The sequence below is a fragment of the Streptomyces musisoli genome (assembly GCF_016741855.1).
GTDB classification, from domain to species: domain Bacteria; phylum Actinomycetota; class Actinomycetes; order Streptomycetales; family Streptomycetaceae; genus Streptomyces; species Streptomyces musisoli.
This window is the reverse complement of record NZ_JAERRH010000023.1, coordinates 54,575-69,110: the sequence shown is the minus strand read 5'-3', so window position 1 is coordinate 69,110 and position 14,536 is coordinate 54,575. Positions and strand designations below refer to the sequence as shown.

15 protein-coding genes are annotated in these 14,536 nt (G+C 71.3%); 9 read left to right on the top strand and 6 right to left on the bottom strand.

Features of this window, described 5'->3' with window-relative positions; all coding sequences use genetic code 11:
* Nucleotides 1–5 precede the first annotated feature (5 nt).
* The 3 genes from tap to JK361_RS35155 all read right to left on the bottom strand — a co-directional run bounded on the left by tap (nt 6) and on the right by JK361_RS35155 (nt 4,409).
* Nucleotides 6–2,300 (bottom strand): telomere-associated protein Tap, encoded by a 2,295-nt coding sequence (gene tap / locus JK361_RS35165; RefSeq protein ID WP_201826185.1) that lies wholly within the window; start codon nt 2,298–2,300, stop codon nt 6–8.
* A 1,425-nt stretch (nt 2,301–3,725) separates the two neighbouring features.
* Entirely contained in the window at nt 3,726–3,956 is a 231-nt protein-coding gene (locus tag JK361_RS35160; RefSeq protein ID WP_201826183.1) for a hypothetical protein, read from the bottom strand.
* Between the two features lie 63 nt (nt 3,957–4,019).
* Nucleotides 4,020–4,409 (bottom strand): hypothetical protein, encoded by a 390-nt coding sequence (locus tag JK361_RS35155; protein WP_201826181.1) that lies wholly within the window; start codon nt 4,407–4,409, stop codon nt 4,020–4,022.
* A gap of 175 nt (nt 4,410–4,584) precedes the next feature.
* Between JK361_RS35155 and JK361_RS35150 the strand changes: the two genes are divergently transcribed.
* The 4 genes from JK361_RS35150 to JK361_RS41705 all read left to right on the top strand — a co-directional run bounded on the left by JK361_RS35150 (nt 4,585) and on the right by JK361_RS41705 (nt 6,165).
* On the top strand, nt 4,585–4,779 hold the full coding sequence (locus tag JK361_RS35150) for a double zinc ribbon domain-containing protein (RefSeq protein ID WP_201826178.1): 195 nt from the start codon (nt 4,585–4,587) through the stop codon (nt 4,777–4,779).
* A gap of 61 nt (nt 4,780–4,840) precedes the next feature.
* Entirely contained in the window at nt 4,841–5,134 is a 294-nt protein-coding gene (locus tag JK361_RS35145; RefSeq protein ID WP_201826177.1) for a hypothetical protein, read from the top strand.
* 89 nt (nt 5,135–5,223) lie between these two features.
* A complete protein-coding gene (locus JK361_RS35140) occupies nt 5,224–5,391 on the top strand; it encodes a hypothetical protein (protein WP_201826174.1) in 168 nt (55 codons plus the stop codon).
* Between the two features lie 321 nt (nt 5,392–5,712).
* Nucleotides 5,713–6,165, top strand: coding sequence for a DUF6247 family protein (locus tag JK361_RS41705; RefSeq protein ID WP_236054132.1), 453 nt, complete (start codon nt 5,713–5,715; stop codon nt 6,163–6,165).
* Nucleotides 6,166–6,387: 222 nt separating this feature from the next.
* Here JK361_RS41705 and JK361_RS35130 read toward each other — a convergent pair whose 3' ends face one another.
* The gene (locus JK361_RS35130) at nt 6,388–9,018 is read right to left on the bottom strand and encodes a tetratricopeptide repeat protein (RefSeq protein WP_201826172.1); all 2,631 of its coding nucleotides are present in this window, start codon (nt 9,016–9,018) and stop codon (nt 6,388–6,390) included.
* A gap of 123 nt (nt 9,019–9,141) precedes the next feature.
* On the opposite strand from JK361_RS35130, the gene JK361_RS35125 reads away from it, so the two are divergent.
* The 4 genes from JK361_RS35125 to JK361_RS35110 all read left to right on the top strand — a co-directional run bounded on the left by JK361_RS35125 (nt 9,142) and on the right by JK361_RS35110 (nt 11,780).
* Nucleotides 9,142–9,339, top strand: coding sequence for a hypothetical protein (locus JK361_RS35125; RefSeq protein ID WP_201826170.1), 198 nt, complete (start codon nt 9,142–9,144; stop codon nt 9,337–9,339).
* Nucleotides 9,340–10,048: 709 nt separating this feature from the next.
* A complete protein-coding gene (locus JK361_RS35120; RefSeq protein ID WP_201826168.1) occupies nt 10,049–10,324 on the top strand; it encodes a hypothetical protein in 276 nt (91 codons plus the stop codon).
* A 7-nt stretch (nt 10,325–10,331) separates the two neighbouring features.
* Entirely contained in the window at nt 10,332–11,171 is an 840-nt protein-coding gene (locus tag JK361_RS35115; RefSeq protein WP_201826166.1) for a helix-turn-helix domain-containing protein, read from the top strand.
* A gap of 276 nt (nt 11,172–11,447) precedes the next feature.
* Entirely contained in the window at nt 11,448–11,780 is a 333-nt protein-coding gene (locus JK361_RS35110; RefSeq protein ID WP_201826164.1) for a hypothetical protein, read from the top strand.
* A 121-nt stretch (nt 11,781–11,901) separates the two neighbouring features.
* On the opposite strand, the gene JK361_RS35105 is transcribed toward JK361_RS35110, so the two are convergent.
* Complete coding sequence (locus JK361_RS35105) at nt 11,902–12,729, bottom strand: class I SAM-dependent methyltransferase (protein WP_201826162.1); 828 nt, start codon at nt 12,727–12,729, stop codon at nt 11,902–11,904.
* Between the two features lie 700 nt (nt 12,730–13,429).
* On the opposite strand from JK361_RS35105, the gene JK361_RS35100 reads away from it, so the two are divergent.
* Complete coding sequence (locus JK361_RS35100; protein WP_201826159.1) at nt 13,430–13,591, top strand: hypothetical protein; 162 nt, start codon at nt 13,430–13,432, stop codon at nt 13,589–13,591.
* 312 nt (nt 13,592–13,903) lie between these two features.
* On the opposite strand, the gene JK361_RS35095 is transcribed toward JK361_RS35100, so the two are convergent.
* Nucleotides 13,904–14,461, bottom strand: a complete 558-nt coding sequence (locus tag JK361_RS35095; protein ID WP_201826157.1) for a TetR/AcrR family transcriptional regulator — start codon at nt 14,459–14,461, stop codon at nt 13,904–13,906.
* Between the last annotated feature and the right edge of the window lie 75 nt (nt 14,462–14,536).

Sequence of the window (14,536 nt, the reverse complement as noted above, 5' to 3'; positions counted from 1 at the left end):
TTCCCCTACTCTCCGGTGTCCTTGGCGGTGACCTCGCCGGTCTTGATGTAGCGGGCGAGGTTGGCGACCTTGCCGTCGTCGGCGAGCTGCTCGAGGATGTTGGCGCCCCAGAGCACGCTCTGGGTGCCCTCGTGCTTGACCATCCCGGGGGAGACGCCGAGCCGGAAGCTGCCGGGCACGGTCTTGCCGCCCGAGTCGTAGGGCAGGACGTCGAGCGGGCTGGGCCCGTCTGCGGCGTAGACGGCGCAGTCGGAGAGGACCGCGACCGGATACTGCCCGGTGGCCGCCGCCAGGGCGACCATCTTGCGGTGCATGTTGATCCGGGCCCGGGAGATCACGGCGGCGCGGATGTCGGGCCGCCACGTCGGGCGGGCGAGGGCGGTCCAGGCCTGTCCCGGCTTCCAGCCGCCGCCGCGCGCCTTCTCCCGCAGCTTGCCGATGCCGCCCTTGACGGTCATCTTGACGGCGTCCACGACGATGCCCAGCTCCGGATCACGCTGCCGGTAGCCGTCCATCGCCTCCAGGAACTCGATCGGGGACAGCTTCTCGCCCACCCCGAGATCCTTCATGGTCGCGATGTAAGCGTCGCGCAGCCGCTTGTACCAGCCGTCCAGGAACCGGCCGCTCTCGGAGCGCACCCACGCCTCCACCGGGGCGACGTCGTAGCCGAGTTCGACGGCATACGCCACGGTGGGCGTGGCGTACCAGGCCGGCCCCTCAGGGCGCCGGCCGGACGGTGTGAACGGGCTGGGCAGCAGATCACCGTCCAGGTCGCGCCACTGCTTGCCGACCTTCACCCGGTTCAGGTCGACGTGGGAGAGGTCGACCAGCCACGAGCCGGGCAGCGCCGGATCGAAGGCCGGATCGGTGACGTGGACCGGCGGTGACGCGAGGCCGACGACGGCGCCATTGGCGGCCGCGCCGAAGGCGAGGTTGACGTCGATACCGACCAGGTGGCGCTTCATGCACTCGGCGTCGGTCAGGTCCCGCGCCCAGTCGTAGGCCTCCTCGAACAGCTTCTCCTCGGGGCCGCGCACATGGAACCGCGGAAGGTCGGCGAGGACGGGGTGGCCGTCGGTCGCCTCGCACGGGGCCGGGTCCATCGGCTCGGTGCCCAGCGAGCCGGGCCGGTGTTCGGAGTGGCGCCGGCCGTCGGCGTCCGGCTCGCTCGCACGGGTCGGCGGGTTCAGTGCGGTCATCAGCTGCAGACCGGTGACCGCCGCCGAGCCGACCGGGGTCATCACCCGCTGCGCGTACACGCCCAGCACCCGGGCCAGCTCCGCGGGCTCCAGCCGCGCGGCATGGCCCCACGCGCGGGCATCGAGGGCACGCCAGGAAGGAATGCACAGCTGCACGCACTGCCGCCGCCCGCCGTGGGCGGGGCGGTAGATCCGCGCCCACGGCCCCAGCCCCCGCTTGGTCAGCTTCCACTCGGCACGCTGGAGCTGCTTGATGACCTTGTGCCCCTCCGCCAGCCGCCCGGCGAGCCGCTCCTCGTGCGACAGCGTGGCGGGCAGCCCGTAGCGTTCGCACGCGGCCTCGGTGAGGACCAGCAGGGGGTCGGCGTCCTTGCCCGAGCCGTGCAGCTTCTCCGCCCCGAGCCGCGCCTCGGTAAGCGTCCACTCGATGAGGGCAGGCAGGGACTTGGCGGGCACGTCCAGGATGAGACCGCCGACGCCGTAGCCGGTCACATTGCGGTCGGCGTCGGCGTCGGCGTCGGCGTCGGCATCGAGCACGAGCAGCGGGCCGTGCGCGTACGCGCCGCCGGTCGCGGGCGTGTTGGCCGGGGCGGCCTTGCTCGCATCCGGACGGCGCGTGCCGTGCGACGCTCGCTCGGCACGCGGTCGCGACACGGCGGCCGGTGCACGAACGGCTGGCGGGGGAGCGGCGGCAAATTCCTCTGCCCCGTCCCCGGCTGGCTCCCCAGCGTCTGTCGGTGCCGTCGGTGGGCTCACCATGGGCGTCGACGGCGCCGCTGCCGCGGACTGGGCCTGCGCTGCCGGCGCCGGAGCGGGCTGCGGCACCGCGGTGTCCTCCATCTCGGTACCGGTGCTCTCCGGAGCGGGGTAGAGCTTGGCGAGCTGTTCCAGCAGGCGCGCGTACGCCTCCCGCTCCGGCGGCCTCGGCTCGGTCTTGCCCGACTCCCACGCGCCGACGGTCGCCCGCCGCACCTTCAGCGCTGCGGCCACCTCGTCCAGGGTGAGCGCGTGCGCCTGGCGCAACCGCCTGCGCTCCGCCGGCGGCGGCAGCGGGGACCGGGACGCGACCAGCGCGTCGACGGCATCGAACAGCTCGGACATGGGACACCTCCACCCTCATCCTACCCGTGGAACGGGTCCTACGGCGTACATATCGCGTACTTTCTACGTACGGACGGCGTTCGGGGGGGGGTGTAGTGTCCGTGAAGGCCTCCGGCCGCTCCGAGTGGGCCGGCTCTTTCCCGATCAGGCGGACGCGGTGAACCGGCTCGTACGGCACCTGCGCCGCCCGGGGACGCGGGGACTGTTCGTGTCGGCGACGTGTCGATTCGGGTGGCGGGACGGACTGGACGCACGCCCCCGAGTTCGCCACGATCGCGGACGAGATTGCCGCCACGGCCGCGCTGTGGCCCGCTCTGCCCACGGCGGCCGCTCGCCACGGTGAGCGGGCCTGCAGCTCCTCGAGGGGCACCTGGGGCGGGTCGCGCTGGAGAGCAGCACCGCGGTACTGGACGCGGCGAAGCAGCTCCTCGAGGACTGCAGGCGCCCCGGTCGTATCTCGACGCAAACCGGCACCTGCGGCCCGCCGGGCTCGGTCGCCTCTCCACGAGGTGACGTGACACGCCCAGAGCTGCGCCTTCGCGTCACGTCACCTCACGGTGCATCCTCCCCCGATCCCTTACGCCGCGTGGTGATCACCGCGGCAACGATGACGCCCGCCGCAGTGATGACGGCCGCAATGATGGCTTCCCCCCTTACTCGAGGGCGCCGAGTGCGCCCGGCGAGCACCCTGGCACGTCCGCGCCGCCGCCTTCAACACGCGTTTCCCCTGATCAGCGGGGGTGTCTAGGCCTCTGTCGGAGGGGGACCTCCTCGTCCAAGTAGCGGCCGTTCCTGCACCGAATCTGCAGCGAATGCTGCGAGCGAGAACGCCGTGGAGACGGCCAGCCGCAACGGGCCAGCGCCAGCGGCTAAGGGGAGGAAAGGCCTATCACCTGTCGCTCCCAGCGGCTGGCACTTTCCCGCGTCACTGGGTGAAGCAACCGCGGCCAGGTATGCAGATGACGCATCGGATCTACGTACGGGTGCACGCTGCAACGACACCGCGCGACGCTAGGCGTACCGGTTCGTGCGGTCCGCGGCCATAGTTCCGAATGCAGCACACCCCCGCCCTCGGATCGCGGCCTCGCGGCCCGCGCCCGGAACATCGTCGACTCCGGCCTGTGCACCCGAACGTCCGCGGTCCCCGGCTGGCTCGTCCGCCTGGACCAGCTCGAGCACCTGGCCGCGGCGCACAGGATGTCGTCGTCAAGGGTCGCGAGGGTGGCGCGCCGGTCGGCGGCGGCAGGACCTTATGGTCCTGTCGTACCTGAGCCACGGCACCCCGTATGCCCTGTGGGCCGACACCCCCGCCGGGTTCGCCCAGGACGTCCTCCGCGGCCTCAACGCTGCCGCCGACCGCCCCGATCGCGGCCCTCCTCATCTGCCGCTTTCCGCGGGACTGGGTGGGTTGGTTTTGGTGGTGGTTTAGCCGCCCATGGGGCCCATCGAGCTGCTGCCGCCTCCCTGGGTGTTGCCTTGGCCGTCGCCCTGCGCGCCTCCCTGCGTGTTCCCGTTATGGCTGGTGGAGTATGCGGCCGCCTGGTGCTGCACCATGGGTGCGGCTTCAGCGCTGGCCACGCCGATCGTTCCGGCGGCGAGGGCGGCGATGCAGGAGATGCCGGCGAGGCGGGCCATGTGACGTCGAGCGTTGATCATGAGAGAACCTCGTGTTTTCCAAGTTGTGGGCGGATGCAGGTCCTGTCCGGCGACTGCGTGTTTTCATTTCAGCCTTTGGGGTGGCTGGTGTGTGTCCGCCGGTCGGTGGACCGGCCGGTTGACGCCGGCTGTCGGCCGCCTGTCCGGGCGCACCGTCATCGCGGCGGCCGGCCGGGAGCTGGAGTCCCGGCCATCCTCGTCCGGGTCCTGCTCCAACTCTTCGGCCAGCTGGGTACGGAACCGCTCCCGCAGGTCCGGGTGGGCAGCTTCGACGGCTTCGACCACCCTCGTGAGGCCGGCCCCGGCACCCAGGCCGTCCAGGGCAGCCGGACGCGTGTGCGGGGGCAGCCAGATCCACAACTGGCTCAGATCGGACCAGTGCGCGCCCGGGACCGACAGGACATCGGCATCGTTGAGGCGCTCGACGAAGGCCGTGCCGCCTGCGCAGGCCAAAAGCGCGCACCGCCGCCCACCCCGCTTCTCTCTGGCGCGCCGCCGGTCGTGGACTGCTGCGGGACGGCGGCCCGGGCGAACGTGGTGAGTCATCCGCTTCTCGTACTGCGGTGATCGGCAGGGACGTGGTGTGGGTACTCCGCACCCATCACATCCCACCAGCCTGGGGAGAGTCATGACACCGAAGACCGAGAACAACAAAGGCAACCGGTTCTGCAAGGCCTGCGGCACGCCCGCCGAAGACGGGAAACTGTGCAGCCACTGCGGCGCCGTCCTGGACCTCCCCGACGGTGCAGGGCTGGTGGAAGACCAAGGCGCAGCAGTACGACGCGACTTCGAGGGGCGCGCCCAGCAGCAAGAGGAAAAGTGAACGAATCCGCAGAAGCAAACCCGGTCTGCTGAACCGCCTGCAGCGGGGTACCCGGGCCGGCATGGCATCCACGACTGATCGCATCATGTCCCTGCGGGCCGTGCGGCAGCTGCGCCGGGTCCGCACCTTCTACGCGGTGGGCGCCCTGATGTGGGCGGCATCGACGGCCTGGACCGGCTGGCAGTCTCCCGAGAGCCGGCAGATGTGGGTCTCCGTCCTCCTCCTGGCCATCTTCACCGGCCTCCTGCTCACGGCTTCCCTGTGGCTTCAGCGCCTTCAGAGCACAGGCTCGGCCGTCCCTGCGCACCACGCCGCGCCGCGGCGGGCGGCCGGGCCGCACCACGCGCATGCCTGACTCACCGCGAGCGTGGCCCGGGCATCCCGGCGTCTGCGCGAGCGATAGCCGGGCATACGGGTTTCACCGCCTTGTGAGAGGAGCTCGTCATGCTTGGCATAGTCGCTGCGGTGCTGTTCTTCTTTGCGTTTTTGATCAACGCGGCTGACATCAGTACCAACGATGCGTTTTCTTCGACGAACGTCATGCTGCTGGGGCTGACGGCTCTGGCCTTGCATGTGGCCGGAATCGGTTCCGGCTGGGCCCGCAGACGCTGATCCCCAGGCGGGGAGCGCAGCGGACCGTCGGCCCGGGCTGAAGCGAAGCGGAAGCCCGGGCTTTGTTTGGACAGCATCACGAACGCGGCGAGCGGCAGCCAGGCGGTCAGTTCGTGGTGCTCGCGGTCGGGCAGGGCGGTGTTACGGCGCGGGCAACGTCTGCCTCGACGCGCTCGCCCCTCGCCCGTTCCGCCGACCGGTCCTCACCGCACCCCGGACGACCGGGACTGCGCCACGGCCGGACTCCGCCACCTACAACCGCCAAGACGAGCAACTGCGCCACCTCGCCCGCACCCTGGCCCGGTAGGAGGCGATCGCCGCATGTCCGTCCCCCTGGCCTCGCGGCGCGCGTACCGTTGCGGTACGACCCGCCGGGAGGACCAGCCGATGAGCGCGCAGCCCGACCACGCTCCCATCCCCCCACACACGCCCGCACCCGCACCGGCCGCTGAGGCCCCGGCCGAACTGCTCGCGCAGCTGCGCGCCGACCGCCGGGCCACACGGTGGGTTCCGGCCTTCGAACAGGAATGGGCCACGGCCCTGGAAGAGTCCCGCCGCACGTACTCCCTCGCCGCCCTGCCCGAGCACGCCCAGCAGACCGGCTGGGACCTCCTGGACGCCGCCGCCAACCCGTGGGGCTTCACCCAGTGGGACACCGGCGACCCGGACGGCGAAGACGTGCGCATCGCCTCCGCCGGCCAGCTGTCCGTCATCTACTGGATCAACCGATCGCTGCACCACCTGTCCGTCCTGGACATCGTCTGGCTCGGATAGACCCGGTCACATGGACGGTCTCGGCCGCGCCCCGCTCACTGCACCCAGGACGAACCAGCCTGCCCGCCGTCGCGGGCCTCACCGCGGTCAAGATGCGCCCCCTCAGCGTGGGCCTCCCAACCCTGCGCGGGGCGAGCGGAGTGCGAGATCCCTCACGGGCTTCTCGCGCTTCCGGTGCGGCCACCGACGGCAGGTGCCCCGTCGTGGCCGCTAGCGTGTGGATTACTGCCATCGGGGCGTCGGCGTACCGTCCGGGTCCAGACCGTCCGGCCACAGCCTTAGAAATACTCTGCTCTCCGCTTCGCTGTAGAATGGGTAGTTGGTGTCGCCGAGGTCGGCGCCCTGCCGGGCCAGGGTTTCGGCGCCTTCCCGGTCCCCGGCCTCCTCCCGGCCCGCGGCCAGGTGGAACAAGGCGTAGGTGTTGCCGTGGTCGGCGGCCTGCCGGGCCAGGGTTTCGGCGCCTTCCCGGTCCCCGGTTGCCTCCCGCCGCAGGGCCAGGTGGACGAGGGCGTAGGTGTTGCCGTGGTCGGCGGCCTGCCGGGCCAGGGTTTCGGCGCCTTCCCAGTCCCCGGCCTCCTCCTGGGCCTCAGCCAGGCGGGCCAGGGCGTCGGCGTCGCCGTGGTCGGCGGCCTGCCGGTAGAGGATTCCCGCGCCTTCCCGGTCCCCGGTCTCCTCCCGCAGCATGGCCAGTTGGTACAGGGCGTCGGTGTCGCCGTGGTCGGCGGCCTGCCGGTAGAGGGTTTCAGCGCCTTCCCGGTCCCCGGCCCTCTCCCGGGCCAGGTAGCCCAAGGCGTAGGTGTTGCCGTGGTCGGCGGCCTGCCGGGCCAGGGTTTCGGCACCTTTCCGGTCCCCGGCCTCAACCCGGACCATGGCCAAGCGGGCCATGGCATCGGTGTTGCCCTGGTCGGCGGCCTGCCGGGCCAGGGTTTCGGCGCCTTCCTGGTCCCCGGCCTTTTCCCGGGCTTCGGCCAGGCGGACCAGGGCTTCGGTGTTGCCCTGGTCGGCGGCCTGCCGGGCCAGGGTTTCGGCGCCTTCCTGGTCCCCGGCCTTCTCCCGCCGCAGGGCCAGGTGGACGAGGGCGTTGGTCTTACCGTGGTCGGCGGCCTGCCGGGCCAGGGTTTCGGCGCCTTCCTGGTCCCCGGCCTTTTCCCGGGCTTCGGCCAGGCGGGCCAGGGCGTCGGTGTCCCCGTGGTCGGCGGCCTGCCGGTAGAGGGTTTCAGCACCTTGCCGGTCCCCGGCCCTCTCCCGGGCCTGGGCCAGGTAGAGCAAGGCGTAGGTGTCCCCGTGGTCGGCGGCCTGCCGGGCCAGGGTTTCGGCGCCTTCCCGGTCCCCGGCCTTCTCCCGGGCCTCGGCCAAGCGATACAGGGCGCGGGTGCCGCCGTGGTCGGCCGCGCGGTGTCGGAGATGGTGGGCCCATTGCAGGCGGTGCCGGCGTTCGGCTGCCTGGGCGAGGTTGTCTAGGTCATCAGGACGGGTCAGGCGGGTGTGGGCGGCGTACCAGAACGAGGAGGGCGGGCACAGCCACCGGCGGGTGGTGCGGCCGTGTTGTTCGAGGTAGTCGGCGAGCTGGAACACCGGCCCCGCCGGCTGTGCGGAGGGCGGGGCCGTAGCTGTGGATGGAGTGGGCGGGCGTCGTAGGGGGCGGGGGGTGGTACGGCGCAGGGGGGCTTGTCTGCCGTGGACTGGTTCGGCGAGTTCGGCGAAGGCGGCTTCGGCCCAGTCGTCGGTCAGCTGGTCGTAGTCGCTCTGGCTGAGGTAGTCGGGGGCGGCGTCGGTGAGGAAGGCCTGGGGGAGATGGAGGCCGACGCCGAGGCGGCGGGCGTCCATCGCCGCTTCCAGCAGCGCTTTGGCGGCCGGGCTTGCGCGCTGGTAGCGGTTGAGGAGTTCGGGGGCACCGGCCAGGTCCTGGGGGATGCGTCCGTCGGTGCGGGTGCGGGTGAGGGCGTCGGCCAGCAGCCGGTCCCCGCCCTCGGCGAGGACGGCCGCCGCGGCCAGGGCCAGGGCGTCGAAAGAATCCGGGATGCTCAGAGTGCGGCCGGATAGGAGTTCGCGTGCCCGGCTGTACGGATCTTCCCCGCCCGGGGTGGCCAGGGCCGTGTACTGATGGGCGTATTCGGGCCAGAGCGTGCCCAGCACGAGGACCGGCCCGCGCTCCGGGGTGACCAGCAGATGGTGCACGGCCGCCGCGATCCGCTCACCGGCCGCCCGGTCACCGAGGTAGTGCTGGGCCTCGTTCAGCCACACCACGGTGCGCGGCCCAACGCGGTGCAGGTCCTCCAAGGCGGCCTCGGCGCGGGTCGGGTCGAAGGGATGCCACAGCCGCCACCCCCTCTCCGCGAGCGGCTGCACGGCCTCCCAGCACGCCCGGGTCTTCCCAGTCGACGAGGTGCCCACCAGGACCACGATCCGGCTGCGGCCGACCGCCACATCCCTCACCGCCTCGTCAAGCACCCGGTCATGGTCGCGCCGCACGTACCCGGGCAGCGCCCGTGTCCCGGACACACCCGAGCCGTCAACGACCCTGCTGTGCCCGGCCGGATGGACCTCCAGATCGTGCGGCTCCCACTCACCGATCAACCGGCCGGGCCCCGGCCGCTCACCGCCCCCGGCCGCATCCCGCTGCAGCTCCAGTAGCTCGCCGACCGGCAGCCTCAAGGCACGGGCCAGCGCCGCCACCGTCTCCGCCGACGGCACCGGCCCATCGATCTGGAAGGCCTCCGACACCGTCGTACGGCCCAGCGCCGCGCGGCCGGCCAGATCCGTCTTGCTCAGCCGCATGCGGGCCCGCCCGGCCTCCAGCCGCCTGCGCAGGTCGGTGAGTGCCGGACTGTCGCCGCTCTGGTCATCGTGCACGTGCTCGCCCCCGGGCCGTGAGGTGTTCGCCGGTGTTCATCTTCGTCCCGGCGAACCCCGGCGCACACCGCTTCCACGACCTTCGTCCACGTCAACACCCCCTTCGTGTACCGGGAGCCTGCCGTGACCGTCGCCGTCGTCCTCCTCGCCACCGCACTCGTGACCGTCGTCGCGCTGCTGGCCGCCGCCGGCGCGGGCAAGCTCGCCCGCATGGACGGCGCCACCTACCCCGCCGCTCTCACCCGCGCCGCCGTCACCTTCGCCGCGGTCATCACCCTCACCGCCACCGTGGCCGGTGCCTTCGCCCCGCTCCTGACCTGACCGTCATGCGACGGCAGGCCACCTCCCCGGCCGCGCTCAACTTCCTGCCACACGTGCCTGAACGTCGCAGACCTGCGCTGATCAAGCACGTCTGGCCCTGCACGGGGGCTCAGGGGCGCCGATGAACCAGCAGGCCTGCGAACTGCTGCACCCGTTCGGCCTCACCCCGTGCGCGAACGTCGGGCCGGTGATGGCCGCTGCCACGCGGCGGCCACCGGCCCGATATCTGTTGGGCCGCGTGCCAATCGCGACCATGTTGTATCTACCCCGGTCTAGCCTCACCAGCGATGCCATGCAGGGGCACGAACCCGCTTTTGTATGAAGTCGCGGCTTCGACGGCCAGCATGGAACCCGATGTCCACCGTCGTCCAAAACACGAGCGGGACAGAGCGTGAGCCAACCCCCAGCGCCGGAGAAAGCACGCAGGTCAGTGCCGCCAAGAGCGTCGGCCAGCCAATAAAGACGGCAACTGAGCCAACGTCAGAGGGGTTAACGACAGCCCGTCCGGCCCTGGAAACCTAGGGGCTTGCGGGCCCCGGGGGGATCCCAGCGGACTGTATGCCAACAGACCGTGCTCCTCGGCGCCAGCCGGACTCACGATCGCGTCCGGGACGGAATGCCAAGCCGTCTCGCGATCTCCCCAGTCCGACTCTCACCAGCACAGGCGGCGGCCTCCGGGCCGCCGCCCCACATGCAAAGGGGTCCTCACATGGACCAGAACTCCGAGGCCTCGGTCTCCGATTTCGGGGCCCAGTCGCGCTTCGGCATGGCGCAGGCCCTCGTCGTCCTCGGCTTCCTGACCGCCGCGGTCGTACTGTGCCTGCTCACGTCCATGACAGTCCACGCCATCCTCGCCTTGCTGGCAGTGTCCGGCCTGACCGCCGTGGCCGTCCTGTTCCTCTTCACCGCCTGCCTCCGCAACGGCGGTACCGGCCGTCGGCTGCTGCGGCTGCTGAACGCCCTGGCGTCCGGCTCGGGAAGCTGAGGAGCTCATGGCGCGTCCGGAACAACCAGTCGACCACACCGTGCCCGAGTTGGGCCGGTTCGCGGAGCACCTGCGGTCCATGCGGCACGCTGCGCACCTGACCTACCGGGACCTGGCCTCCCACACGAGCTGCTCGGCGGCGACCCTGAAGCGCGCGGCGAGCGGGAAGTCGCTCCCCTCGCCCGCGGTAGCAACCCAGTACGCCCTCGGTTGCGTGATCGTGAGCAACGACCTCGACGCTGCCCGGGCGGCGTCGCGGCTGCGCAAGGAGGCGGCGGAGGCCGTCGCCGAGGCCCGGCGCCGCTCTCGCCGGTCGACGGTCCTGCCCAAGCCGCAGTTCGCCCGGGATGAAGGTGACCTGAGCGGCGCATTGCGCGATGCGTGGCGCCGGGCAGGGGAGCCTTCGTTCCGCGCCATGGAAAGGGCCGCCGGCCATCACGGGGCGCTGCCCCGCAGCACGGCCCACGCCATGGCCAAGGGCCGTACGCTCCCGCGGGAATTCCTGCAGTACGTCCTCTTCCTGGAGGCCTGCGGCATCAGCGGCAGCGATCTCGCCCCGTGGCTCCGCGCATGGTCGAAGATCTGTGGCTACCCCACCTGGGCGGCGTTGGCGACCGCCTCCCGTCGGCTGAAGAACCCGACAGGGCTGACCTGTTGGGACGCGTTCCTGCGGGACATCGACGATCGCGCGGCCGCGCTCGCGGAGATTCAAGGCATCGTCAAGCGCGTCATCACGCCCCCGGTGGCGGCGATGAAGGGAGACAAGCCGGTCGTTACCGACACCGCCGCAAGGTTCGCAGCACGCCGCGACCGCCCGGCGCAGCGCCGGACCGGCTGCGCGGCATAGATCCACCGGACAGCCGGACCGTTGCACTGGCCCGGCTGTCCGCCGGCATGCCTCTCGCCACCTCAGGTTCGAGTGGCGGGTCGGCAAGAAGCCAACCCTCCGAGGCTCTGGAGATGTCAAAGCCAGCCCGGACGCTGCGACGTGATGCGTGGGCACCGCCCGCCGGGGCCGTGATCGCTTCCACGTACGGCATGACACCTCGCGATACCGGCCCGGGTGTCGGCTGCTGCCGGGTTGGCCTGCGGCGCCGGCAGCGGTGGCCACTACGTTGGAGCGGTGACCACTGTCTCTCCTGCTGTGTCCCGGCTGCCCGCCGACCCGTCCCTGATCAGCCTCGTGTACCACCACGAACATCCGGTCCAGGCGTCCAAGTTCGGTGACACGCTGGAGGTCTGGACGGTCAGCGCGCGGATCGACGCGGACATGCTCGCCGAGGACATGGCCATCTACAGCGACGTCGACCAGGAGACGCTGGACGCCCTCGAGGACGTGCCGGTCGGGCGTATGTCCTTCGTGCGGGTGCGCATGTTCGGCGTGTTGACTGAACTAAATCCGCTGTTTCAGCAGTTCAGAGGGCTTTCTGCTACCTTCCCGGCATGCCTGAGTTAAGCGGTCCCGGGAGGGACCTTTCGCGCTGCCGCCTCTTCGATCGGGTTCAGCTGCGCACGGTGCAGGTTGGGGGCAAGCACGCGTGCTGCTCGCACTGTAACCGCTGCCGGGGGAAGGAGGCTCAACGAACGGCCAGCAGGCCGTATAAAAGGGGGATCCGCGGCTCGGGCAGCCGCCACCAGCCAGAGTCCGTACGGACCATCCGCGGCCAGCGCGGCCAGGGAAGCTCGTCGCTCTCCCGCAGTCGCCGGACGCCCATTCCCGCATCCGTCAACGCGTTCACGACCTCTCCTATTCCGTGCATCCACTCGTAACTGTCCGTGGCGCCCTCGACGGCCGGCCCGTCGGTGTAGGTGTAGGTGGCATCCCGGTGCACCGGACCGGAGCCACCTAGGTAGTCGTGGCGCAGCAGCAGCTCCGGTCCCTCACCCGGACCGGGTTTCGGGCCGAGCGCGTTGAGTAGCGGGTGGAACTCCACGACGTACAACCGCCCGCCCGGCCGCAGAAGCCTGGCGACGACATCCGCCCACCGGTCGAGGTCGGGCAGATAGCACAGGGCGCCCTTGCCGGTGTAGACGACGTCGAACCGCCGGCCCTCGAGCGCCGCCACGGCGTCGTACACGTTGGCCTGGGCGTAGGTGACGTCGAGGCCCGACTTCGCGGCGAGGTCCCGCGCGGCCGTCACGGACTCCGCCGAGAAGTCCAGGCCGACTGCCCGGGCTCCACGCCGGGCGAGGGCGAGCGTCTCCGTACCGAGGTGGCACTGGAGGTGCAGCACGTCCCGGCCGGACAACTCGCCGAGGTCCTCCCACTCGAACGCGGCGAACCAGCGCTCCGGATCCAGGTCCTCGTCCAGGCCGTAGAACCGGCTGGTGACGTGGACCGGAGTGCGGGCGTCCCAGTTCGCCTGGTTCGCGCGCATCAGCCGCGCGTGCTCGGCGGAGGTCATGAGGACATCCAATCGCGCCCCGGCCGCACGCGGGGGAGGAAAACCGGAAAAGCGCCGTGTCGGGTGTCGAGGGCGTCCGGCAGGCACCTAATGGAGCGAACTCGGCCTGGCGGCCTGGGCGGCTGGCTGTGCTCGGCCGGGCTGGGGAGCATCCGGACTCCCCCCGGGTGATCCGCCGTTCTCGCGCCGGAGCATCTTGGAGGGCGCCTTGCCTGGGTGCCGACGGTAAGTACATGCGGTTTGGCCAGCGGAAGGTGAAGGACGTCGACGGCCGTGAGCGGCCGATGTGGCGCACCCGCTGGTGGGCGCCCGACGGCCGCCACGGCGACCAGCCACACCCGCCGCTGCTTCAACCGGATCGGCCCGCGCAACCCCGACACCGTCACCCGGCAGCTGGCCGAGCTAACCCAGCAGCACTGGAAGGGCACCACGTACGAGGGCGGCTTCCCCATGTACGACGGCAAGCTGCCCATCGTGGTCACCGGCATGGAGCACCTCAAGGAGCACGGCCCGGCCGGGGCGATCTTCCGGCGCTTCGCCGGCCACAGAACCAGACCCTCCTCGAGGCGATCGGCAACCCGCGCCGCGAGCCCACGATGCCCGCCAGCAGGCCGAGTACGCCGCCCGCCAACGGGAGCACCAGGAGGAACTGCGCCGCATCGCCGCACAGCACAAGGCCGAGCGAGAGGCCCGCCGTCCGGTGTGCGCCGACTGCGGCACCCGGTTCACCGACGAACAGTGGAAGACCATCGAGCCCGCCGGATGGGACACCCCGCGCGACACCCACCCGCACCCGTGCGACGACTGCAAGCAGCGCGCCATCACCGCCGAACGCCAAGCCACCGCTCAGCGGTCACTGTGACCGTTCGCCGAACGGTTCTGCCCAGTGCCTCCAGGCCCTCACCTTGCACCGGGCCGAGCAGTACGGCGGTCGACGCCGGCCACCCATCGGGCCCCGCACTCTCTTTCGCCTGCCCGACTGGCGTCCTCGGACACGACTTCAGCCTAGGCCGCCAGGCTCCTCAGAACCGGGGCTTAGAAACAGGCACCACCGCCGTGCTCAGTGCGATCACCATCACCCTCGCCCTCCGGCCGGCCAGCAGTGAGCAGTCGGGCACCGCCGGAAGCAGTCACACACCACGGGAAGCACTCGGTAGTGGCCCGCGCTTCGCCCCTACGCCAGCAGCCGTTCCCGCGCCAGCTCCATCACCTGCGCCCGACTGAGCCCTCCGTGCTCGGCGGCGATGAAGTAGCTACCGATCCGCAGGGAGAAGACGAGCATGCACCGCAGCTCGACCTCCTTCTCGTCGGGGCAGAAGTCCCCGAACAGTGCGCGCAGATACTCCATGCGCCGGTTGTCCACCCGCCGCAGCCGCGCCGCCACGTCCTCGTCGCGCCGCGCCCAGTCGCGGATGGCCAGTTCCGAGGCCACGCCCGTCACCGGCCCGGTGGCCGCCGCGGTGATGGTGAACAGCCGCTCCAGCCGGGCCCTGGCGTCCCCGCCCTCGGCATCCACCTGCTCGATCACGGCCTCGGCGGCCTCCCGCTCCCAGGTGTCGAGCATCTCGCCGAGCAGCGCGTCCCGGTTGCGGAAGTACCCGTAGAACCCGCCCTTGCTGACGCCCAGCGCCTGCGCCAGCACCTCGATGCGAACGGCCTCCGGACCACCGGCGGCGAGCGCCCGCATCCCCTGCTCGATCCAGGCGCCGCGCGGCGTACGGGTGACTCCCATGCCGTGCCTCCTCGACTCATCGGATGTACGGACCCGTATAGACGCCTCCGTACACACAGGGCTAGCCTAGGTCTA